We start from the raw sequence: 23578 nt of genomic DNA on the forward strand, positions 1-23578 counted from the left end.
TACCCGAGTACTCATGCTCGGGTACATCCTTTCTTACATATATATTTCGATTGCATATCACAACTCTTTTCTGTCAGCTAAGCCTAATACTGGTGCTGTCCTAAACTCTTCTAAAACACCTAACACGATGAGTTGGAGGCTTTATGAAGAAATGGCTTACAGGAATAGTTCTACTCTTGTCTACAAACGTATTTGCAGGACAGGACGTTGTTTACAGCATAAATGGACAAAAATACGAAGGTTACTGGTCAAAAGTAGATGATAAAGCGCCGCTTGTTCTTCTTGTCCACGACTGGGATGGCCTAACAGACTACGAAAAAACTCGTGTCGAGATGCTCAATCAAAAAGGTTATAACGTGTTCGCAGCAGACCTTTTCGGCAAAGGTGTTCGGCCAACAAAAGTAGAAGACAAACGCCAACACACTGGAGAATTATATAAAGATAGAGAAAAACTTAGGGTATTGATGCAAGGCAGCTTAGATAAAGCTGGTACTCTAGGTGGAAACTTAAATAATGTAGTCGTAATGGGTTACTGTTTTGGTGGCGCTGCAGTGTTGGAATCTGCTCGCGCAGGGATGAATGCAAAAGGCTTCGTTACCTTTCATGGCGGTTTAAAAACACCAGACGGCCAGTCGTATAACAATACAACCGCGCCTATTCTCGTTTTACACGGCACTGCTGACACAGCCATTCCTATGGAACAATTTGCCGCCTTAGCTGCTGAACTGGAAGAAGCAAACGTGCCCCATGAGATGATCACTTATAGTGGCGCTCCTCATGCCTTTACCGTATTCGGCTCTAACCGATATCGAGAAGATGCAGATAGGAAGTCTTGGTATGCCTTTAATGACTTCTTAAACGAAACAACTCGGTAATTGCAACATCACACAGATAAAGAAAAAGCCCCTTACTTTTCACAGTAAGAGGCTTTTCTGCTTTCGCTTAGCTATGTTCTCTTAAGGCGCCGCATCTACTTCTACTGGTAAGTAGTGCTTAGGCTCCAATTTAAACCATTCTGGCAATACTGTACCGATAGAGATAGAAGACCATGTACCTGACAAGATACCGATAAACATCGCGGTCGAGAATCCTTGAAGAGCTTGTCCGCCCATTAACCATAGCGCTGCCACAGTAAGAAGCGTTGTGCCCGACGTTACCATCGTACGAGAGAAAGTAGCGATAACCGCATCATCGTTAATGGTCTTGATTGTATCACGCTGCCTAGCGACTAGAAGCTCACGAATACGGTCTGAAACAATGATAGAGTCATTCAGTGAATAGCCGAGTATCGCGAGAACCGCCGCAAATGTTGTCAAATCGAATTGCATTTGAGTAATAGCGAAAAAGCCCAACACCAATACCACATCGTGTAGAAGTGCCATCAATGAACCTGTCGCTAAACGCCACTCAAAGCGGAAACACAAATAACCAAGAATACACAGCAGTGATGTAATCAATGCTAATCCGCCTTGGTTTACCATGCTTTTACCAACCTGCGAGCCAACCATACTCGTGCTGACTACTTTTACGTTGTTCGAGATCTTAGACAACGTTTGAGTCATCGAAGGCTCTTTAACGCCTTTTTTAGGGATAGCATAGCGAATCAACCAACGGCCTTCTTGGCCAGCATGAGTCACACTTGCAGACTCGCCGTAAGCTGGTTTAATCACCTTCAGTAGCTCAACATTAGTTAGGCTTTGATCAACAGAAACCTCTGTCAGCATACCGCCAGTAAAATCTAGTCCCCAGTTAAGCCCTCTTACCGCAAGTGCAGCTAGAGAGATTACGATTAAAGTAACCGATACAATACCTGTGATATAACGGACTTTACGAATGTTTTTCTTAAAGAATTTAGTCATAACTTAAACCTTTAGACCTCGACGTCCATCGCGACCCCAAACCAAGTTGATAATTGCACGTGAAGCAAATACCCCAGTAAACATACTCGTCAATAGACCTAAACCTAAAGTCATTGCGAAACCAGCAATTGGACCATTACCGATTGAGTACAGAATAACCGCGGTAATCATAGTTGTTACGTTTGCATCAAGAATGGTAGCAAATGCAGTGCTAAAGCCTTGATCTATAGCTTGAGCTAGAGAACGCCCCTCTCGAAGCTTATCTCGTATCCTTTCAAATATCAGTACGTTGGTATCTACCGCCATACCGACCGTCAGAACTAAACCTGCAATACCTGGCAAGGTCAGAACTGCACCCGGTAAAAGAGCGATCAAACCAATAAGTGAAACCATGTTAATTAGCAAAGCGACGTCCGCAACCCAACCTAAACGACGATACCAAAGCGCCATAAATGTTAGCGTAAGGCCCATACCTAATGCCAAAGCAGCGAAACCATTGTGAATGTTTTCCGCACCTAAAGAGGCACCGATAGTTTGCTCTGCAACAATAGTAACTGGCGCTGTTAGAGAGCCTGCACGAAGTAATAATGCTAGTTGCTGTGCTTGCTGTAAGCTTCCAGCACCCGTGATTCGGAACTGGCTTCCCAACTTAGATTGGATGGTCGCGACACTGATTACGCGCTCTTTACGTTCAGTTTGACCTTTCGCATTAGTTTGGTATTCACGATAAACCGTAGCCATTGGTTTGCCAATGTGAGTACCAGAGAATTGGCTCATTAGCTTACCGCCAGCGTGGTCAAGTGAGATATCCACTTCTGCCATGCCCATTTTATCAACGTTTGCTCGTGCGTTGATGATGTGCTCACCGGTTAAAACAGGACGACGGTTCAACACAACATTTTGACCTTCATTGTTCTTTAGAACGATGTCATCAGCAGTAATAGATTGTGTTGAAGGAATCACTTCATGGAACGCTAAACTTGCAGTTGCACCGATGATTTTCTTCGCTTTAGTCGGATCTTGAACACCCGGCAAATCAATCAGAATTTTATTCGCGCCTTGTCTTTGCACTAATGCTTCCGTGATCCCCAACTGTTCAATACGATCACGCATAATCTTCAAGTTTTGCGTTACCGTTGCGTTTTGGAACTCTTCACGGTTTGATTTTGTTGGAACAACTGTCAACTTGTCAGAGTAGTGTTTAACCGACCAACCTGAATAGTTGCTTTGAATGTAGTTTTGTACTTTGTTAAGCGCTGAAGAATCGTTGCTTGTAACGTCAAAACCTACGGCAGTGTCATTTTTGAACCTTACACCGTAAACACTTGACTTACTTAACATGTCTCTAATGTCGTCAACCATCGTGTCGCGCTGCTCAGAGAATGCTTTATCTACATCTACGTTTAGAAGGAACTGTACACCACCACGTAAATCCAAACCAAGTTTGATTGGAGCGAAGCCCATGTCTGTTAACCACTGAGGTGCAACAGAAACGAAAGAGTACGTGATTGTATCTTTCTTACCCACAAGCGGGTCTAGAGCTTGGCGTGCTAGCGTCTGGTCATTTTCATTGTTGAAAATTAACGTCGTTTTCTCACCTTTTTGAGTGATTTTATCAACGTCAATGTTCTTTTCTTTTAGGTAGCCTGCCATTTTAGCGACTGAGCTTATCGCTTCATTTGGGTGAGCCATTGTTAATTGAATCGAAGGCTGTTCGCCGTACCAAGTTGGTATAGCACTGAGACCTAAAATGACCACTGTGACTATCAAAAACACATATTTCCATTTGGAATAGTGATTTATAATACGTTTATTGTTCTTCATATACGTCCTATTTCCTCAAACATATGCTTGAGTATTCGTAGTATGTTTTTAAAGTAAGATAGTTGATAGCGATAAACCTGTAGCATTCACTACAGTCTCGCTAGATAGCTGACATCAGCAAACACCAACACTTAATCCTATACGAGCTCAAAAAGCCCAAATAGAGATAAGAGTACACTGTGTACTGATAAGAGAAATTAAGAATATTGACTGTTTAGCGCCACATATTGGGCGTTACTGTCCTTCCACCCGGAAATTCGATGGCTAGAATTGTGCTCTACACTGGTCTTAATCGCAGTAACTTGAGATGAACTCTGCGTCGACGGGATAGCTTGTGCATTAAGCTTATTGCTATTCGGGTGAACTGGCTGGTTATTATCCGATTCTGCTCTCGATGAGCTCCATCGGCTTACGCCTAAATTCTCAAACGTCGAAGATTTATCTTGGCTTGCTGAAGAATCTGGAGAGCACTGAGTTGTCTCGTTTTTGCCACATTCACCGAACGCCTCTTTGAGATCAACTTGAGAAGTTGTTTGAAGCGTTAAACGAGAAGAAGACCCATTCGTATCATTTTGTAGCAGGGTCGCCATCGCTTGCGAAGGCAAAATTGTCGCAAGGATTGAGATAACAAAATATCTTAGAAAGCGAATCGGCATTTACAAAACGATAGTTATATAAAATCTAGCGTGAATACTAGGGATTCGCTTGTCAATCTGCAACTAAAATTTTCTAAAAGCGATTCTGGTGATTTGAGTTGGCCAAATAACCACCTGATTTTCTAATAACTCAATATCATTCAAATATCTGCCCTGTTTTGACGTCTAGGTAGATTTTATTAGATAGCTGTAGTCCGCCACAGTATACAAAATAGACTTCTCTATCCTTGTATTTAACAGATTTCACCCACCCTTCCAATTCCTGGAAATCTTGAGGTCGGCACTTGTCTTCTTTTAACAGTGTATCTGTTGCCTTTAGAAAAGCGGTTTCATGCAGTTTAAAGTCATCTGATTTACCAACAAATGAAATCAATGTTGCTCGACGTTCTTCCTCCGTAATGACGGGGGGAGAAGTGGCAAGGCCTACCATTGGTAACCAATCAGCCTCTTCTTTCCCTCCCTTGGAATAGACGTAATATCGAGAAATTCTGCCCCAGTCGCCTTTTCGCTCCAAAATCGTCACTTTCTCCCCTCGATACATATGATCATTGATAAACGCATCGTAGCTAGGGCCATCGCGGACACCTAACTCTTCGGTACTAACAAAGTATTCAGTAATAGGCTTCGGTGGCGGTGCTTTCTTTTCTTCTGTTTTGACTGGCTCTTTTTTTGGCTTTTCAATTTTTTTAGGCTTTTGAAGTTTTTTTGCGTCTTGCTCAGGCTTCAAAACAAAAATGTAATAGCCTCCACCAGCGCAGGCAAGCCCGAGAACAAGCAGTAACACCATCAACAATTTTTTCATGAAGCACTTCTCCAAAATATCGAGAGGTAAGGCTGATATTTTTCCCTATACTTACAATTATCACATAAACAACGTGCGTTGGATCACCTAATGACTTGGCGACACATCACTCTTACTATAGCGACCATTGTTGCAGTAGCTTTACCTTCATGGGTAAAGGGTGAGCATTGCCGAGAAAATAGCTGGAATCAAGCGCTAGAGAAACAGCAACAACTGGATGATTGGTACAACAAGCACGCATCTTCCTTCAACCAAATGTTATATCTACATCGTCAAAAAAACTTTCTACATCAACAATTTTCAATAACGGAGTTGAAGCAGTTTTGGTTACCTCAAAACGGCAGCTTGCAACTAAAGGTCAGCCAGCAGATATACAACGCCAATATGGTTGTCTCTCAGCTTCAAGAAGAAGAGACTCACTTACGCGCAAGTCTACCTAATGTGCAGGAAATGCAGAAGCAATGGGAACAGATTTCTTCACATTGTGATGAAGCAAAATTGGTAAGAAATGCCATTACTAGTACGCACTACGCACTCAGCAATTACAAACTAGAGAAAGACCTTACCACTCTGATCAATAAAGTTGGCTATTTGAAATCTCTTTATCAGCAAGAAGCTGATTTACTTCAAGAGATACTCACCGAACAATAACGCACACTTTGCAAAATCTTTATGTTGCGAAACATAAACCAACATAATCAGTCTTTACCAAAAAAGAAAAAACAGCCTGACACCCGGGTTGAAAGGGGATTCTGTGTCAGACTGTTTAAACCGTAAACTGTTACCTATGTGCGCTATTTAATTCTCTATAAACTCATCACATTTAGCAGCGCATATAAAATCATTCTTGTGTAAGCCTTTGATTGAATGACTCCACCAAGTCACCGTTACCTTACCCCACTCCAATAATATAGACGGGTGATGGAACTCTTGCTCAGCTAATTCTGAGACTTGGTTTGAAAAACTCCACGCCAGTTTGTAATTTTTAAATCGGTACACTTTCTCTAACTGCGGTATGCCTTCCCTATCAAAAATCTTCCAATCATTAAGCTCAAGTATCAGCGATTGCCTTTCTGATTCTGAGAGTGCGACTGACTCTTTACTACATGCCTCACATTGCAATTCATTCAGCATTTGTGACTTCCTTTGCTTCAAATAGTGGTGGCAGTAACCCTGCCTTCATTGCCACTTCTACTTGTTCAATTAAGTTCACCTGACTCAGTCGGTAAAGTTCTTTCAGGTTACTTAATAGATAGTAGATGGGCTGCATAATATCAATTCGGTATGGTGTTCTTAATACAGTTTGTATATCAAATTCGGCTCTTTTCGGGGTGCAACTATCAAGGGAGTACACTGTTTCACCAGGTGACGAGAGAATCCCTCCACCGTATATCTTTGTCTGACCATTTTCTTTTACTAAACCAAACTCAACCGTAAACCAATACAGACGAGCTAAGTAAACACGCTTTTTCGCATCAGCACTCAAACCAAGTTTGCCATAAGTATGGGTAAAAGATGCAAAGTCTGGGTTGGTTAACATGGCGCAATGGCCAAAAATTTCATGGAAAAAATCTGGTTCCTGTAAGTAGTCAAACTCGTCACGCGAGCGCAAAAAAGTAGCGACTGGGAATTTGCGTTCTGATAACAATGCGAAAAATTTATCGAAGCTAATCAGAGCTGCTACAGGTTCAACGCGCCAGCCAGTTTCCTTGACAAGAACTCTATTAATTTCAGGTAACTGTGGAACACGGTCGACTGGTAGGTTAAGCATTTCTAATCCATCAAGATAGGCTTGGCAGGCTCGATTCTGTATTACTTTCTGCTGTCTATCGACGAGATCGTGCCAAATACTATTTTCATCGTCATCCCAATCAACATAGCCTTGCAAATTGACTGGTTTGGAATGGTATTGAGTCATCAATACTCTCCTAATCCCTTCTGATACTTTAAGCCTATCTTTTTGATTTAATGGCGCCAATATCTGAGAACATTTGCGAAAACCTACGCATGTAACATTATATTTACATTAGACCTTTTTCCTATAAATATCATCTAGATGAAGGTGGTTATTTAGTTTGACTTTCTTATAAAATGAAACAACACTTAACCTAAAATAACATCACGCTATTAAAGATTTCGACTAGCCGGCAAGCATAGGAATTGAATCAATCATGTCTCACTCTGAACCAATATGGACCCCAAGTCGAGAGCGCGTAGAAAGCTCTAACCTGACCCAATTTATCAAGCATATAAATATGCAAGGTGAGGCTATTTCAGACTACAACTCTCTCCACAATTGGTCGGTTAAAGAAAAAAAGCGTTTCTGGCTAGAAGTCTGGCAGTACTGTGACATCATCGGTTTCATGGGAGATTGCATACATGGAGAAGGTATCGCGAAGTGGGGAAATTTTTACCCTAGCCGCGATACGATATGGTTTCCTCAAGCACAACTCAACTATGCTGAAAACCTGCTTTCCTACGCTTTCCAAAAGCCCAATGAAATTGCCATCGAATTTAAAAATGAATGTGGCCAAAGTAGACAATTAACTTGGCAGAAGCTTTGCGACCAAGTGTCACTTATGCAGCAATGGCTAAAACAAAATGGTATCGAAAAAGGTGACGTTGTAGCGGGGTACTTACCTTATATACCCGAATCAGTTATCGCCATGCTGGCAACAACCAGCCTCGGTGCTATTTGGACCTCAACCTCACCCGACTTTGGCGTAGAAAGCGTCGTCGAACGGTTTGGGCAAGTGAAGCCAAAAATATTGTTTTGTGTAAATGGCTATAATTTCAATGGCAAGACTTTCGAAATGCACGACAAGAATTCTGAAATTGTTTCCACAATTCCAAGTATTCGAAATATATGTCAAATAGAATATCTAGTAGAGAACCAGCAAAGCGAACCAAAAAACAGTAACTTTTCAGATTGGGAAGCAATATTATCGAGCTACATCCCGCGCGGGATTCGCTACCAGCGTGTCGCCTTCAACGACCCACTTTATGTTCTCTACTCTTCAGGCACGACTGGCAAACCTAAATGCATTGTACACAGTGTCGGTGGAACTATTTTGAATCACTTAAAAGAACACCAACTGCACTGCGACATACAACCCGGTGATAACGTCCTGTATTACACGACATGTGGTTGGATGATGTGGAACTGGCATGTTTCTTCTTTGGCAAGTGGGGCAACATTAGTCATTTATGACGGAAGCCCTGTACACCCTATCCCCAGTGTATTATGGCAGGTCGCACAAGAATTAGATGTCACTCTTTTCGGCACATCAGCAAAATACCTTGAAGCCATACAAAAGCAGCAAGTTAGCCCCAGCTTACACTACGATCTGCCAAAGCTGAGAACACTCTGCTCAACTGGCTCAGTGCTCTACCCAGAGCAGTTTGAATTTGTTTACTCACATATCAAAGCTGATCTACATCTAGCTTCTATCTCAGGCGGCACTGATATATGTGGTTGTTTCGTTCTTGGTAATCCGATATCTCCTGTTTATAAAGGAGAGTGTCAATCTGCAGGCCTAGGGTTAGAAGTTTCTGCATTCAACGAAGAGGGCGAGCCTGTTGCTGAACAAAGAGGAGAGCTTGTATGCCTCAACAGCTTTCCAAATCAACCTCTAGGATTTTGGCAAGATGACGGCGAAAAATATCACAACGCGTATTGGGGCAAATACCCAAATACGTGGCACCATGGTGATGACGTCAAGAAGACCGAGACAAGCGGCTTTGTGTTTTATGGTCGAAGTGATACCACTCTAAACCCCGGTGGCGTAAGAATTGGTACAGGTGAGATTTATCGACAAGTAAACCAGATTGATTCAATCCTCGATTCAGTTGCAGTTGGTCAGCTTGTCAACGGAGATGAACAAATCGTTTTATTTGTAAAACTTAACCCCGAACATAGTTTAACTGATGAGTTAGTTGGCGATATTAAAAAGCGCTTACGAAACCAGTGCAGCCCGCGCCATGTACCTTCAAAGATCCTTGCGATTAGTGATATACCAAAAACCAAATCTGGCAAAATCGTCGAGTTGGCTGTCAAGCAAGTGGTAAATGGGCAAACAGTGAATAACATTGGTGCTATAGACAATCCAGAGCTACTAGACGAAGTAGCCAAGCTGATTCACTCCTAAAAAAACAAAGAGCTCTTGCAAAACAAGAGCTCTAGCTTCTAGGAGCAGGCAATTAGGCTTTTTTAGCTACACCCATCAGTACTTTTTTCACGCCTGTTTGCGTTTTTATTTCAAATGGAACGCTTACAGAAACAGATTCAAAGCCAACACTAGTCAATACTTGTTCGGTCTTAGCTTGTGTCATTCCAACACCCTGCTCGCCATCTTCTAACAACCAATCAAAGTGAACAAATGTCGAACCTTCGTCTAAAATGGCATAAATAATATCGGCAACTTCTGAAAAGCTTTTTAAGAAACCACAAACCGACGAAGCGACAACTAAATCAAATTGTTTACGAAATGCTGGATGCTGAGCTACAAGCCCTCGCGTCAACATATCTACAACTGGCTCAACATTCATGAGCATCTTCTTGTCTAGCTGTTCGATCATTGCTTCAGAGCTATCCAAAGCAACTATATTTTTTACTAACGGCGATAACCTTTGACTAAGCAACCCTGTGCCACATCCAAAATCGAGCACCTCTAAATCCGTTAGCTCTACAACTTCGCTCAGCGCTTTAAATGCATGATCTGCAAAGTGTATAGTCGATTCATCAAGCTCCCATTTTTCAGCGTAGTCATCCCATTCACTCGCCATAATGCTCTCCCAATTTACATTCTGCTTGGTTTGTATGCCAAGCGACTATCAATGTTATATCACCTTAAAAGACAATTTGGAAAAATTTGTTTATTATTCAGGTACTCACTATTTAAGAGCGTATTATGAATCTTTCTCAAGTCGAAGCCTTTTGTACAATTGCCGATACCGGTTCTGTTTCTCAAGCTGCTCGGCAGCTCAATTGTAACCGAACCAAACTAAGTATGGCTATAAAAGCATTAGAAAAAGAGTTAGATACTGAGCTTTTTGCACGAAGTGGTAATAAATTAACCTTATCTGAAGCTGGAAAAGCCATTTATAAAGACTGTGAGAACTTACTAGCCACATCAGCCCGAATTAAACAAACCTGCTCACAAGTATCTGGTGAGTTCAACGCAGAAGTTTGGATTGCTCGTGATGACTCCCTACCAGATGAGCTATGGCAAGACTTAACACACCGACTAAATAACAACTTCCCAGCCACTTCATTCAATATTGTTCTAGCTTCTACCGGTGATCTCGCCAACTTAGTCGCGACCCAACAGGTTGATTTTGCGTTTGGTGTCGATTATGAACGCGTCGACGACCCAAAAATCACCTACAACCCGCTCGGCAAAATTCGCATGATGTCAGTTTGCAGCGGTGAACATTCCTTGTGCAAACTGCGAAGAGTCTCGGATGAAGTCCTTCGTGATGAAATGCAGGCAGTGATGGTTTACCTAAATGAAAAAGACAACCCTGAGCTGCAACCATTTTCGACACGATACATAGGCTTTTCTAGCTTTGACTATATGCTTAACACCATATTAACGGAAGATGCATGGGGAGTATTACCGGAGCCACTAATACGCCATCATCTGCGTCAACAAAACTTAGCAGTTATTCGCCATACCTATGGGCTAACACAAGAGGACTACTGCATGTTTACTGCATCGGGTATGCAGGAGCACCCCGGAATGACTTGGCTTGCAGATAAACTCAATGAATTTTTATTTGATTTTTAGAAGCATTTAGGCAAGTTTTCCCTCTTAATATAAGACCGTTCAAAAAACACTCACAGTCAATTTATTTGACACCCGTAATATTTTTATCCCTTTGTTTTTAAAGAGATTAATCAATCTTAGCAACATACCCACATTAAAAGACCAAGATGTCATTTGTATATTTCTACATATACGTAACAATAACAGTGTGTTCCTAATATGGTTGATTATATGTGTGCTAAAACAAGCTTAAACGAAAAAAGACTCCTTACTTTTTCAGCACTTGGCGCAGCTGGCTTTGCATTCGGAGGACTCGTTTTAGGTTTACTCGCTAGCTCGATAGTTATCATGTTTGACGGTGTTTACTCATTGGTCAGCCTACTGTTAACATTATTGTCACTAGCGGCTGCTCGATATATTCAATCTCCAGCGAAAAACCATTTCCCATTTGGTAAAGCAATGCTTGAACCTGTGGTGATTGCCATCAAAGGCGCCGTTATTCTCGTGGTTGTTGGCACTTCAATATACTCTGCAGTTATCGCAATGTTTAGCGGTGGTCGCCCCGTTGATACATCTTTAGCCACTCTTTTTGGCTTTGTGAGCACATTGGCATGCGGCTACGTATGGTGGTCAATTAAGCAGAAAAGTAAGCTCTATTCATCAGGACTAATTGAAGCTGAAGTGAAACAATGGAAAATGGATACGTTACTTAGCTTCGTTGTAATGACAGGGTTTGTGGCAGCATGGCTAATTTCGAAATCTCCTTGGGCTCACCTTTCAGTCTATGCTGACCCAGCAATGATGTTATTGATGGCAGGTTACTTCATTAAAGTCCCTTTCGACATGCTCAAAGAAGCGTTCAGAGAACTACTAATGATGTCACCGAGCAAAGACTTAGTCCGCACTGTCAACAAAGGTTTAGCTGATGCCAACAAAGAAACAGAACAACACATTGAACTAGCTGGTGTTACGAAGGTAGGACGCGAACTAAGAGTCAATGTCGATATTCATTCATCAAGCAAGAACTTAGCTGTCTCTGAGGTAGAAAAAACACGTTCCGCAATCAAACGAAAGTTATCAAAAATTAAGCTAGATCTTCAGCTAACCATGAATATTGCAAGCTAATCCCTAAAATGTAAAAGCGCTTCACTTGAAGCGCTTTTTACTTGCCCTCCATCTAAGACAATCTCACCAAAAAACAGCCAAACGTAGTGACAGATTTGTTGCGTTTTTCGATTGTAGTAATTGGCAATATGCGCAACTATACTCTATTAAAACTTCTACACAGATTACATCACACTCTTCATCATCACTTTGTTTTCGCTCTCTAATAGTTAGAGGCTATAGTAGATATGCAACCCTTCTATATACTTCAAGTTTTATATAACTACAGCATTCACATAACAACACCATATGTGTTGATTTTCATAACAAATAAAATCAAGCTAAATCGACTTTTTCGCCAGTAAGACGCCATATCCCGGCAAGGCATTATTTTAAAGGATTGATTGATGAAAAAACTTGGAACCATTCTAGCTACATTCTTTTTATCTTCCACTGTACACGCAACTGAATATCTAGGGCTTGATTTGGGTGTACAGTCTTTATCAAACACAGAGAAAACAATTAAGGACTCTGGAGGGGGGTACAATGATAATTACGGTTATAAAGGATATACAAACCTGCCTATGTTGAAGGTGGTTAGCTTTGATAAGTTCGCTAAATATGGAACGGTCAAAGAAGCTTGGCTAAGTTTCACTCCTGAGAAAAAGCTGTACAAAATAGCAGTCACTTGGTCCGACTCCGGAAGTGCGTTTAAGGTGTTTAAAGATGCATTGGATACAAAATATGGAAACGCAAAACACAGTGGAAGTGGGTTTAATCAAAGTTACCAATACCATGATGGAAAAGTGGATATCGTACTAAACCGAAATACCTTTGGCTTTGGTTCCGATCAGTCAACATCACTGTACTACACTTATACTCCAGCTTTATCTGATGTAGAAAAGATGAAAGGGTTGATCGACGATCACATTCGCAAGGAGAATGCGAAAAAAGCAAGCGCAGACCTATAGCAATAGCCTCGCACACAACGACGATAGTTTATATACTTTAGATGTAGAGGCGCTAATTTTTCGATACAGAAATTAGTGCTTCTCCTCTTTTATAAATTAGTTCACCCGAGGCTAAACGGCTTAGAAAACATATCACGATATAAAAACTTCTGATAATAAGCACTATTCAATATGCATATGATGGCTTTACTAAGGCTTTAATAACGATCATTTGAAAGTACTAAAGTTTAATGAACTGCTAATAAGCCACTTCAAAACTGATGGATATCAGTTCAAGTATGAAAGGAATTTGCAATGATGTAACTGGCGATAGCTTTAGCTGCCTTTTAGAAAAAGTGAAACTGATTCTTAGATGAACGTAATAAATTAGACAACGAAACGGAACTTCTCATACTCACACTCTTTCTCCTAGTTTTTATAGGGCTCATTGTTTTCTTAACCATTGGCTCTTTGTTTGCAAAATTGAATAAGTGTTCCTTTTCGGAGGTTTTTTTGCTCGATCCCGAGTTCGGTTTACACAAACAAGCGTTGTTTTGGATTTCAGTACTCATTCCTGTTTATCTATTCGTATTTACTGGTCTATGTGTTTGGCGTGATTACTATCTTACTTTTTCTGAACAAGGGTTTGCAGTGTTCTTAAGTATCAGCAAACTTCCCTTAGGCTTACTTGCTTTGTCCTTACCGCTAGGCGTTTTGGTTACTCGTATACACTCGACTAAACAAACCGCTGAACAAATCAATCAAGCTAAGACTAACGAAAATAATAGACTTGAAGAGAAAAAAAAAAAGCGAAGAGGACTCCTATAAGGAAAAGCATATATCCCGATCTTTAGATGCTCTTGAGAAAATAAAAGCTATAGCTGATCAGGAGCTAGATGCTGTAATTCGAAGCATATCTGGAGGGAAAACCAATATGGGAATCGCTCAAATACAGCTTATAAATACGCTAGACACTGTATTCATGGCTAACACAGTTGCAAACAAAGAAGTATTTCTGCCTAAGCCATTACCCAACAACTCAATTTCTGTAAAAAGTTGGCCTGTAAAAGATCTTATTCGTATAGCTAAACTAATTCAAGCAGCAGCTGGAGTTTGTGATAACATTTACATTTACTTAAGTAAAGACAAAGAGATAGGGAACCACCTTCTAAATGAGCACCTATACCTTATCAATGCATCTTGGTTAAGTTTCAATAAATCTATCGAAGTAATTAACTACTTGCTCCAAAGAGTAATAGCAAATTCATCAGCTACTTTCGATAATCAATCGAATCACATCTATATTTCCAAACAAGACCATAAAGAAATAGTAACGTTCACAGCAGCTTACGAACAGTGGCAGAAAGAAGATTGGCGAACATACTTTGGCTTTGATGTTAGACATTGAGTTGGCTATTTAATCGAAGGCGACAAAGTGGCGGCGTTCGTCGGATTTAGCCAGCCAAGACTCATTTTTTATATACAATAACGCCCCTATCAAAGGGGCGTATTTTTTGTTATTCCCAGTCTAGGATAACTTTGCCGGAAGCTCCGCTACGCATGACGTCAAAGCCTTTTTGGAAGTCGTCAATTTTGTAGTGGTGAGTGATGATTGGCGTGAGATCTAAGCCAGATTGGATCAAACTTGCCATCTTGTACCAAGTTTCGAACATTTCGCGGCCATAGATACCTTTGATAACTAGGCCTTTGAAAATCACTTGGTTCCAGTCTATGCCCATGTCTGATGGTGGAATACCTAGCAGTGCGATTCGACCACCGTGGTTCATCGCTTTTAGCATTGAGCCGAATGCTGACTGGTTACCAGACATTTCTAGACCTACATCGAAGCCTTCCGTCATGCCAAGCTCGGTCATCACTTCTTCGATATTTTCCTTGGCCACATTGACTGCGCGAGTCACTCCCATTTCTCTAGCAAGGTCTAGTCGGTATTCGTTGACATCTGTAATGACCACATGGCGAGCACCAACATGCTTAGCAACAGCCGCGGCCATAATACCAATAGGGCCAGCACCAGTGATTAGAACGTCTTCACCAACAAGGTCAAAAGACAATGCTGTGTGAACCGCATTACCAAATGGGTCGAAGATAGATGCAAGATCATCAGAAATCTCTTCTGGGATCTTGAATGCGTTGAATGCTGGAATCACTAAGTATTCAGAAAAAGCACCAGTGCGGTTTACACCAACACCAATTGTGTTGCGGCATAGGTGTGTACGACCACCGCGACAGTTACGACAGTGCCCACAAGTGATATGGCCTTCACCAGAAACGCGATCACCAATTTCGAAACCACGTACTTCTTGACCAATCCCAACCACTTCACCTACATATTCATGCCCTACTACCATAGGAACAGGAATTGTGTTTTGCGACCATTCATCCCAGTTGTAGATGTGAACATCTGTACCGCAGATTGCTGTCTTCTTAATCTTAATTAGCAGATCATTGTGGCCAAGCTCAGGCTTGTCCACTTCTGTCATCCAAATGCCTTCTTCAGGCTTTAACTTCGCTAGTGCTTTGATCTTCATTAGTCGATAATCCCCATGTCACGACCAACTTCAATAAACGCATCAATCGCTTTGTCTAGTTGCTCGCGGCTGTGAGCTGCTGACATTTGAGTACGGATACGAGCTTGACCTTTTGGCACTACTGGAAAAGAGAAGCCGATAACGTAAATGCCTTTTTCAAGTGCACGTTCAGCGAACTCTGCAGCAACTTTTGCATCTCCTAACATGATAGGAATAATCGCATGATCTGCACCCGCCATTGTGAAGCCAGCGTTTGTCATACGGGTACGGAAGTGGTTCGCGTTTTCCCATAAGTGCTTACGCAGGTCGCCACTTTCTTGTAGCAAGTCAAGTACACGAATTGACGCATTCACAATTGCTGGAGCAACTGAGTTAGAGAATAGGTATGGACGAGAGCGTTGACGTAGCCAGTCGATCACTTCTTTCTTACCAGAAGTGTAACCGCCTGAAGCACCACCCATTGCTTTGCCTAACGTACCTGTAATGATGTCGATACGGTCAACAACATTGTGGAACTCATGCGTACCAGCACCGGTTTCACCCATGAAGCCAACAGCGTGTGAATCGTCAACCATCACAAGCGCACCATATTTGTCAGCCAAATCACAAATCGCAGGCAGGTTAGCGACAACACCATCCATTGAGAATACGCCGTCAGTTACGATTAGCGTATTGCGTGCGCCAGCTTCTTTTGCAGCAATAAGTTGCTGCTCTAGCTCTTCCATGTTGTTGTTCGAGTAGCGGAAACGCATTGCTTTACAAAGGCGAACGCCATCAATAATAGAAGCATGGTTCAATGCATCAGAGATTATTGCATCTTCTTTGCCTAGGATGGTTTCAAATAGGCCAGTGTTAGCGTCAAAGCAAGAAGTGTAAAGAATCGTATCTTCTTTACCTAAGAACTTAGAAAGCTTTTGCTCAAGCTCTTTATGAATATCTTGAGTACCACAGATAAAACGTACTGAAGCCATGCCAAATCCATGCTCTTCCATCCCTTTCTTACCAGCTTCGATAAGTTCTGGGTGGTTTGCCAAACCTAAGTAGTTATTTGCGCAAAAGTTCAGTACTTCTTGGCCTGTAGAGATAGATACGCTCGCTTGCTGCTGAGAGGTAATCACACGCTCAGATTTGTACAAACCTTCTGCTTTCACTTCTTCGATTTGATTTTGAATTTGCTCATAGAATGAAGATGACATACTCAATTCCTTGCTTATTGTAATCTGTGGACATCAGGCTCTGCCAAAGGTCACAGGTAGGGTTTATTTGGACCTAGTGTAATCGAATCTAGTTTGTGGCATTATCCCTTAAGATGGAAAAACATTAATGAATGCTAGGCACAAATGAATCGGTTTTACATAATGGCATTTATATCCATAAATTACAGAAACTTAAGCTCAAAAAATAAAACCCCACACTTGTACGACTGAATGGATTTACGTCACATTTTTAAATATTGATGGTTCTAGCCGTCAATACAGAGATAATCATAACCTTACTTTATAGCTTCAGGTGACATTTATGCCCAATACTAAATTGGTTTCGCTGCTACCCGATTTGGCAAGCTTTATCTTAGTTGTCAATGAAGGTAGCTTTACCGCAGCTGCAAAAAAGTTGGACGTCACGCCATCTGCTTTAAGCAAACTGATCACCCGATTAGAAAATGCCCTCTCAGTAAAGTTACTCGAACGTACTACTCGCAAGCTGAACATCACTCAAGCCGGACAAAGAGTGTATGACCAGGCAAATATCATGCTCAACGCTGCGCAGCAAGCTATCGAAGTATCCAAACAGGATCATACCGAGCCATCGGGCACCATTTCTATCGCCGCACCGGAGGCCTTTCTTCATTCGGTTTTGCAGCCTCTAATCACCCCTTTCTTACGCCTTTACCCAGAAATATCGTTAAAAGTAAGAGCTGTTGACGGCGATATTCATGTACTCAAAGAAGATATCGATATAGCTTTTAAGCTGACAGATAAACCAGATGAAAACTTGGTATTGAAAGAAATTGGCAAAACAGATTTAGTATTATGTGCGAGCCCAGACTATCTAAAACTGCGTGGAACTCCTTCTCGCCCTATTGATCTTGTCGAACATGATTGCCTATACCTTGGCGAAACATCTAACGACAATACGTGGGACTTTCTGAAAGACGATGAGTTTCATACTGTGGTCGTATCCGGATGCTTTGCAGTTAACCAATCACAAATGCGTTTACAAGGTGTAAAAGAAGGTCTTGGGATCGGTATTTTTCATGATTTTGTTGTGACTGAGTCACTGAAGGATAAGACGGTAGTTAGAGTCTTGCCCGATTGGACCATCAAGAGCAACTACCATGGTGGCGTTGCTATGCAATACGCTCAAACCAAGTACATGCCAGCCAGATTAAGGGTTTTTATCGATTACATGCACCAGCAGTTAACCAATCAATTCACTACTCTAACTACGCAAGGATAATCATGTTTGAACGTATCCACCATGTCGCGATCATTTGTTCTGACTACCAAAAGTCTAAGCATTTCTACACCCAAGTATTAGGTTTCAAAATAATTGCGGAAAACTTTCGAGCCGAGCGCAATTCTTACAAACTTGACCTCGCCCTACCCGATGGCTCGCAAATCGAGCTATTTAGCTTCCCAAACCCACCTGCTCGCCCTAGTTCTCCCGAAGCTCAAGGATTGAGGCACTTAGCTCTACAAGTTAAAGATGTAGAGAAAACAAAAACTGAACTAGAGGATAAAGGCTTAGAAGTGGAGCCAATTCGTATCGATGAGTTTACTGGTAAATCTTTTACTTTTTTTAAAGACCCTGATGGGCTGCCATTGGAAATCTATGGTCAATAACAAAGCATTGGTATCAGCTAAAACTTGTGCCCACTCTAAATGGGCACATTCTTTTACCTAGTTTAGCCAAAAATCTTCTGCCAAATACTCGGGTTGCGACGTTTATGGTAATCCACTCGAAGCTCGTCCACTTGCCTAAGTGCCGACTGTGCACCAGCAAAATCATTGTCATCAATGTTTGACTGCACTTTATCTAACGCTAAGCTAAGCTTTGCAAAACCTTCTAAGTAAAGTGCTTGTTTTTCTTTCGGATAGTTTCCAGATTCGCTTACCACAATTAGCTCACGCAAATTCTCAACGGGTAGTTTCATTTCACCAATGCTCTTTGCTTGAGCTGCTTGCTTAAACTCAAACTTCATTTTTTTCATAGTCGCAGAAAGGTCAACCTCTTGTGCTTGAACAGCAAACGACATGATCAGCGTAAATAGCAAAAAAGTGAATTTTTTCATCTTCGGTACAGTCCATGTTAATTGACAGAAGCGGCTAGTCTAACTTCAAATCATTTGGCAGAGAGACTAAAAAACTGTTACTAGTTATATTCGAACCCACTCTTAAGTCTTCCTTAAGTTTTCTCATTTACCTTGTACAGAACAATACAAGTAAGGAGAGGCAACCAATGGCTCAAGTACACAAATGGGATATTCTCGTCAAACTAACACACTGGACAGTAGCAGTACTTTTCTTAAGCAACTATTTTTTGACGGAGGAAGGCAGCCTGATCCACCAATGGGTAGGTTATGGCGTCGCGGCTGCAGTGGTTGTACGGCTGATGTGGGGCCTAATCGCACGTTCACCTTCTAGGCTAAGTGCTTTCAAACCCTCTATTCCTTCAGCTATATCTCACGTCAAAGAAGTCTTTTCCACCAAAAAAGATGACCATGTCGGCCACAACCCTGCTGGGGCAATAATGATCTGGCTAATGTGGACTTTATTACTCGGCACTGCCTTCACTGGATGGTCAATTGAACAAAACTTGTTTGGTGCCAAAGACATATTCGAAAGCGTTCACGAAGTGTTGGCAAATTTGACTATGATCGCAGTAGGAATCCACGTAAGTGCAATAATCCTGATGACAAAATTAACCAAAAAGCCATACCTATCAGGCATGACACTGTGGCAAAGAAAAACTGACAAATCGCTGAATAAAGTTTAACCAAACTGTAACCGTAACGGATTTAAATTAGCTCGTGAAACGTTGAAATTTGTGGAGGCCCATCATGCATATTGACGCTCTAATCACTGACGCTCTGGTTCAAACATACACTACTGGAAGATATGGAAAAGCTCGATATATGAAGCCAATACAAACTTCCAGTAAAAGTGATAAACAGCAAACAAACTCAAGTTCTCTTTCCTCAAAAAGAAGATAACTGAAACTTAGAATGCCGCTCGTTGACCGCAAGCGGCATTTTCTTTAAAACTCCTCCCAACCAATCATAAGCTAGAGCCATTGCTCCATCACATCCCTGAAAACAAGTGACAAAACACCTTCTTTAACATCATGTTCTTGTTTCTATAAACGTTTACTGTGCTTCGCTTTACACGAATTTATTTGATAAGAAGCACCTTGAATCAAGCGGTATTCGATTGTCGTAGCGAGTTTGCGTGAGATCTCAGATCTAAAAAGCTCTATAGCTAACACCTTTACGACACGTATGTTATCGGTAACATGTTACTGGTAACCATTAGAATGCAAAGAAAAGAATACGAAAAAATTAGTAGTGTAATTAATCGTTGTACCTCAACGGTTTAATACTGAGAACCTTTCGCTCTATTTCACCATATGTTACTGACACAATTTCTTTAGGAGATAAAAATGGTCAAGGATTACCAAACGCTGGCCCAATCTGTAGTGAAGCTTGTTGGCGGGAAAGAAAATATTTCAGCCTTAACACATTGCATGACAAGATTAAGATTTGTATTGCACAGCCAAGACAGAGTTGACGTCAGGAGGCTTAAGTCAGTACAAGGTGTCATGGGTGTTGTCGATAACGGCGATAAAATACAAGTTATTGTTGGCAATGAAGTGTCATACGCATACAAAGAAATCATGGCAATATGCGACCTTTCTTGTTCGACTACTACTCACACACCAACAAAAAAAGAAAAGCTCACGGTAAAGGCTATCGGGGCAAAAATGCTTGATGCACTTGTCGGGACGATGTCTCCACTGATCCCCGCTATTATCGGGGGGTCGATGGTCAAGCTGCTTGCTATGGTACTGCAGATGACTGGCTGGGTTGAACCTAACGATCCAACGCTGATTATTTTGAAAGCAATTGGGGACGGCGCATTCTTCTTCCTACCTGTCATGGTTGCAGCGTCAGCATCGATCAAATTTAAAACCAATATGTCACTTTCGATAGCTATAGCAGGTGTTTTAATTCATCCTAACTTTATGGAATTGATGAAACTCGCCGCCCAAGGGCAACATGTTGACTTCTTTGGAATTCCTATCACTTCAGTTAAATATACCTACACAGTTATTCCCGCTCTGGTGATGACTTGGGTGCTGTCATACATCGAAAACTGGGTAGACAAAATCACTCCAGCGGTAACAAAAAACTTCCTCAAGCCAATGCTTATCGTCTTATTCGCCGCACCGATCGCCATTGTTATCATCGGTCCATTTGGAATTTGGGTTGGAACTGCCATCTCTTCACTCGTTTACACCATTCATGGCACACTCGGTTGGTTATCAGTAGCAATCATGGGGGCACTATGGCCGCTACTTGTTTTAACAGGTATGCATCGCGTATTTACACCAACGATCATTCAAACGATCGCTGAAACTGGCCGTGAAGGCATGGTGATGCCTTCAGAAATTGGCGCAAACCTTGGTATGGGTGGTGCTTGCTTAGCTGTTGCCTATAAAACAAAAAACAGCGCTTTGAAGCAAACCTCACTGGCTGCTGGTGCATCGGCTATTTTTGCTGGAATTTCAGAACCTGCACTATACGGTGTATTAGTTCGACTAAAGCGACCACTCATTGCCACTATGATTACAGGTTTTGTGGTCGGCGCTTTAGCTGGTATGGGTGGCTTAGCGAGTCATTCTATGGCGGCGCCCAGCCTATTTACCAGTGTGCAATTCTTCGATGTAAATGACCCAATGAGTATTGTTTGGGTGTTCGGCCTAATCGCTCTTGCTATCGTACTATCATTTGTTTTGACGCTCATTTTAGGCTTCGAGGACATACCAGAAGACCAAACTGGTGAAGCCTCAACGGCAAACGACGAGAAGAAACCTGTACTCTCCAAAGGTGAAATTGCAACTGCACCTGCTACAACGTGATGTATTGATAAACCATTTTTGAAACTAAGTTAACCATCTTTCAACCTAGCTGAGAACTTAGCTAGGTTGAGTAATCATTACAATACAAAGATTATCCTAAACATTTATTGTTAGATGAGATCTCCCAATTAGAGGTACCGATGTCAAACACTCAATTCCCTAAAGATTTTTTATGGGGCGGCGCTATTGCGGCAAACCAGTCAGAAGGCGCCCACTTAGCTGGTGGTAAAGGATTAACGACTGTCGATATGATTCCATATGGACAGAATCGAATGCCGATAAAGTTAGGGCAAGTTGATAAAGTGACTCAGAATGTCGACGAGTTCTATCCAAGCCATACTGCCATCGATTTCTATCACCGCTATAAAGAAGATATTGCCCTACTTGCCGAAATGGGCTTTAAAGTTTTCCGAGTTTCGATTGCTTGGAGCCGTATATTCCCTAACGGAGATGAATTAGAGCCGAACCAAGCTGGAATTGATTTTTATCGCAATGTATTTCGAGAATGTCACAAATATGGCATCGAGCCTTTGGTCACACTGTGCCACTTTGACGTCCCCATGCACCTTGTAAACGAATACGGTTCTTGGCGCAACCGAAAGATGATTTCATTTTTCAGCAACTACGCGAAGACATGTTTAACGCAATACAAAGGGCTAGTGAAATACTGGCTAACTTTTAATGAGATCAACATTTTACTTGCTAGCCCGTTTTCTGGGGCAGGCCTTCTGTTTCAGGAAGGTGAAAATCATGACCAAGTAAAATATCAAGCAGCTCACCACCAGTTAGTTGCTAGTGCTTTGGTCACTAAAATGGCTCACAAAATAGATGCGCAAAACCAAGTTGGATGCATGTTGGCTGGAGGAAATTTTTATCCATATTCATGTAAGCCAGAAGACGTATTAAAAGCTCTAGAAAAAGATAGAGAAAACCTGTTCTTTATCGATGTGCAATCTCGTGGCTACTACCCCTCTTACACAAAGAAAGTGTTTGCACAAAAAGGGATACAACTCGAAACCAATCAAGAAGACTTTGAAATACTTAAAAATACAGTCGACTTTATATCCTTCAGCTACTATGCCTCTCGATGTGCTTCAGCAGATATGAACTCTAGCAATACCAGTGCAGCCAACGTTGTTAAGTCTATTAAGAATCCTCATTTGCCAGCTAGCGATTGGGGATGGGTCATCGACCCTATAGGCTTGCGAATTACAATGAACACCCTTTACGACCGCTATCAAAAGCCATTATTTTTGGTTGAAAATGGTTTGGGTGCTAAAGACGAGCTGGACGAAAATGGCAACATTAATGATGATTATCGCATCGATTATCTACGCCAACATATCATAGCTATGCATGATGCGATGCAAGATGGTGTCCCACTAATGGGTTACACACCTTGGGGGTGTATTGACCTAGTCGCAGCATCTACCGGAGAAATGAGCAAACGTTATGGATTTATCTACGTAGACAGAGATGATTTAGGCAACGGTTCATTAAAGCGGATACCAAAAAAATCTTTTCATTGGTATAAAAAGGTCATTGAAAGCAATGGCAGCGTTCTTGGTTAGATAGAGTTATAACCAATCAATTCCTCTGTTATGTTGGAGTTTTAAACTAACCCCTAGGTTGTCAACAGTCTCGAAGAATTCCAGCGACCTCCATTCGAATGGTTTGACAACCACCTTATCCCACCAACAAAAACACCACAAACCAGTAAGGGCACCGATCCCATTATTTAATTACTTCTATTTTTCAGCAAGTTAATACAAAACCAGGCGTTCTATAATGACTGGCCATATTCGTTATTATTTACAAGATTAAGATCTCTATCATTATCTTTATTTATTATTCAATAATTAGATACTGGTAATATTTCTCATCAATAAATTATATAGAAACAAGTGCAACTTCTCATTTGCATACCT

At 41.5% G+C, this 23578-nt stretch carries 23 protein-coding genes; 13 read left to right on the plus strand and 10 right to left on the minus strand.

Translation table 11 applies throughout. The annotated features are described in order from the left end of the window. The first annotated feature begins 143 nt into the window (after positions 1–143). Positions 144–875: a dienelactone hydrolase family protein gene (locus L7A31_RS04110; protein ID WP_237360228.1), complete on the plus strand. Its 732-nt coding sequence runs from the start codon at positions 144–146 to the stop codon at positions 873–875. An 81-nt stretch (positions 876–956) separates the two neighbouring features. On the opposite strand, the gene secF is transcribed toward L7A31_RS04110, so the two are convergent. From secF to L7A31_RS04130, 4 genes are all read right to left on the minus strand, one after another. Continuing rightward, entirely contained in the window at positions 957–1859 is a 903-nt protein-coding gene (gene secF / locus L7A31_RS04115; RefSeq protein ID WP_237360229.1) for a protein translocase subunit SecF, read from the minus strand. A gap of 3 nt (positions 1860–1862) precedes the next feature. After that, complete coding sequence (secD, locus tag L7A31_RS04120) at positions 1863–3683, minus strand: protein translocase subunit SecD (RefSeq protein WP_237360230.1); 1821 nt, start codon at positions 3681–3683, stop codon at positions 1863–1865. Positions 3684–3880: 197 nt separating this feature from the next. Beyond that, a complete protein-coding gene (locus L7A31_RS04125) occupies positions 3881–4339 on the minus strand; it encodes a hypothetical protein (protein WP_237360231.1) in 459 nt (152 codons plus the stop codon). 136 nt (positions 4340–4475) lie between these two features. Beyond that, positions 4476–5141 (minus strand): SH3 domain-containing protein, encoded by a 666-nt coding sequence (locus L7A31_RS04130; RefSeq protein WP_237360232.1) that lies wholly within the window; start codon positions 5139–5141, stop codon positions 4476–4478. 90 nt (positions 5142–5231) lie between these two features. Here L7A31_RS04130 and L7A31_RS04135 point away from each other — a divergent pair, with 90 nt between their 5' ends. After that, complete coding sequence (locus L7A31_RS04135; protein ID WP_237360233.1) at positions 5232–5792, plus strand: hypothetical protein; 561 nt, start codon at positions 5232–5234, stop codon at positions 5790–5792. A 147-nt stretch (positions 5793–5939) separates the two neighbouring features. Here L7A31_RS04135 and L7A31_RS04140 read toward each other — a convergent pair whose 3' ends face one another. Beyond that, positions 5940–6275 carry a 4a-hydroxytetrahydrobiopterin dehydratase gene (locus L7A31_RS04140; protein WP_237360234.1) on the minus strand — a complete coding sequence of 112 codons (336 nt, stop codon included), beginning with the start codon at positions 6273–6275 and terminating at the stop codon, positions 5940–5942. Beyond that, complete coding sequence (gene phhA, locus L7A31_RS04145) at positions 6265–7059, minus strand: phenylalanine 4-monooxygenase (RefSeq protein WP_237360235.1); 795 nt, start codon at positions 7057–7059, stop codon at positions 6265–6267. Before phhA ends, L7A31_RS04140 begins: the two co-directional genes overlap by 11 nt. Before the next feature lie 253 nt (positions 7060–7312). On the opposite strand from phhA, the gene L7A31_RS04150 reads away from it, so the two are divergent. Beyond that, complete coding sequence (locus tag L7A31_RS04150) at positions 7313–9289, plus strand: acetoacetate--CoA ligase (protein ID WP_237360236.1); 1977 nt, start codon at positions 7313–7315, stop codon at positions 9287–9289. A 52-nt stretch (positions 9290–9341) separates the two neighbouring features. Here the strand turns inward: L7A31_RS04150 and L7A31_RS04155 are convergent, their stop codons facing one another. Beyond that, a complete protein-coding gene (locus L7A31_RS04155; protein ID WP_237360237.1) occupies positions 9342–9926 on the minus strand; it encodes a class I SAM-dependent DNA methyltransferase in 585 nt (194 codons plus the stop codon). 125 nt (positions 9927–10051) lie between these two features. Here L7A31_RS04155 and L7A31_RS04160 point away from each other — a divergent pair, with 125 nt between their 5' ends. The 5 genes from L7A31_RS04160 to L7A31_RS04180 all read left to right on the plus strand — a co-directional run bounded on the left by L7A31_RS04160 (position 10052) and on the right by L7A31_RS04180 (position 14371). Then, positions 10052–10930 (plus strand): LysR family transcriptional regulator, encoded by an 879-nt coding sequence (locus L7A31_RS04160; RefSeq protein WP_237360238.1) that lies wholly within the window; start codon positions 10052–10054, stop codon positions 10928–10930. A 210-nt stretch (positions 10931–11140) separates the two neighbouring features. Next, positions 11141–12034, plus strand: a complete 894-nt coding sequence (locus tag L7A31_RS04165) for a cation diffusion facilitator family transporter (RefSeq protein WP_237360239.1) — start codon at positions 11141–11143, stop codon at positions 12032–12034. Positions 12035–12420: 386 nt separating this feature from the next. Beyond that, positions 12421–12984 carry a hypothetical protein gene (locus tag L7A31_RS04170; protein WP_237360240.1) on the plus strand — a complete coding sequence of 188 codons (564 nt, stop codon included), beginning with the start codon at positions 12421–12423 and terminating at the stop codon, positions 12982–12984. A gap of 492 nt (positions 12985–13476) precedes the next feature. Beyond that, positions 13477–13791: a hypothetical protein gene (locus L7A31_RS04175; RefSeq protein WP_237360241.1), complete on the plus strand. Its 315-nt coding sequence runs from the start codon at positions 13477–13479 to the stop codon at positions 13789–13791. Then, positions 13754–14371 carry a hypothetical protein gene (locus L7A31_RS04180; RefSeq protein WP_237360242.1) on the plus strand — a complete coding sequence of 206 codons (618 nt, stop codon included), beginning with the start codon at positions 13754–13756 and terminating at the stop codon, positions 14369–14371. Before L7A31_RS04175 ends, L7A31_RS04180 begins: the two co-directional genes overlap by 38 nt. A 109-nt stretch (positions 14372–14480) precedes the next feature. Here L7A31_RS04180 and tdh read toward each other — a convergent pair whose 3' ends face one another. Beyond that, positions 14481–15512, minus strand: coding sequence for an L-threonine 3-dehydrogenase (gene tdh, locus L7A31_RS04185; RefSeq protein ID WP_237360243.1), 1032 nt, complete (start codon positions 15510–15512; stop codon positions 14481–14483). Continuing rightward, positions 15512–16708, minus strand: coding sequence for a glycine C-acetyltransferase (locus L7A31_RS04190; protein ID WP_237360244.1), 1197 nt, complete (start codon positions 16706–16708; stop codon positions 15512–15514). The genes tdh and L7A31_RS04190 overlap by 1 nt, the downstream gene beginning before the upstream one ends. Positions 16709–17030: 322 nt before the next feature. Here L7A31_RS04190 and L7A31_RS04195 point away from each other — a divergent pair, with 322 nt between their 5' ends. Both L7A31_RS04195 and gloA2 read left to right on the plus strand, forming a co-directional pair. Then, positions 17031–17969 (plus strand): LysR family transcriptional regulator, encoded by a 939-nt coding sequence (locus tag L7A31_RS04195; protein WP_237360245.1) that lies wholly within the window; start codon positions 17031–17033, stop codon positions 17967–17969. Positions 17970–17971: 2 nt separating this feature from the next. Next, the gene (gene gloA2 / locus L7A31_RS04200; protein ID WP_237360246.1) at positions 17972–18355 is read left to right on the plus strand and encodes an SMU1112c/YaeR family gloxylase I-like metalloprotein; all 384 of its coding nucleotides are present in this window, start codon (positions 17972–17974) and stop codon (positions 18353–18355) included. Positions 18356–18417: 62 nt separating this feature from the next. Here the strand turns inward: gloA2 and L7A31_RS04205 are convergent, their stop codons facing one another. Beyond that, entirely contained in the window at positions 18418–18804 is a 387-nt protein-coding gene (locus tag L7A31_RS04205; protein ID WP_237360247.1) for a cytochrome b562, read from the minus strand. A 167-nt stretch (positions 18805–18971) separates the two neighbouring features. On the opposite strand from L7A31_RS04205, the gene L7A31_RS04210 reads away from it, so the two are divergent. From L7A31_RS04210 to ascB, 3 genes are all read left to right on the plus strand, one after another. Next, positions 18972–19508 carry a cytochrome b/b6 domain-containing protein gene (locus L7A31_RS04210; protein WP_237360248.1) on the plus strand — a complete coding sequence of 179 codons (537 nt, stop codon included), beginning with the start codon at positions 18972–18974 and terminating at the stop codon, positions 19506–19508. Positions 19509–20171: 663 nt separating this feature from the next. Beyond that, positions 20172–21650: a PTS cellobiose/arbutin/salicin transporter subunit IIBC gene (ascF, locus tag L7A31_RS04215; RefSeq protein WP_237360249.1), complete on the plus strand. Its 1479-nt coding sequence runs from the start codon at positions 20172–20174 to the stop codon at positions 21648–21650. A gap of 140 nt (positions 21651–21790) precedes the next feature. Then, positions 21791–23221 carry a 6-phospho-beta-glucosidase gene (ascB, locus tag L7A31_RS04220; RefSeq protein WP_237360250.1) on the plus strand — a complete coding sequence of 477 codons (1431 nt, stop codon included), beginning with the start codon at positions 21791–21793 and terminating at the stop codon, positions 23219–23221. The last annotated feature ends 357 nt before the right edge of the window (positions 23222–23578 follow it).

This window comes from Vibrio marisflavi CECT 7928 (genome assembly GCF_921294215.1).
Lineage (GTDB): Bacteria > Pseudomonadota > Gammaproteobacteria > Enterobacterales > Vibrionaceae > Vibrio > Vibrio marisflavi.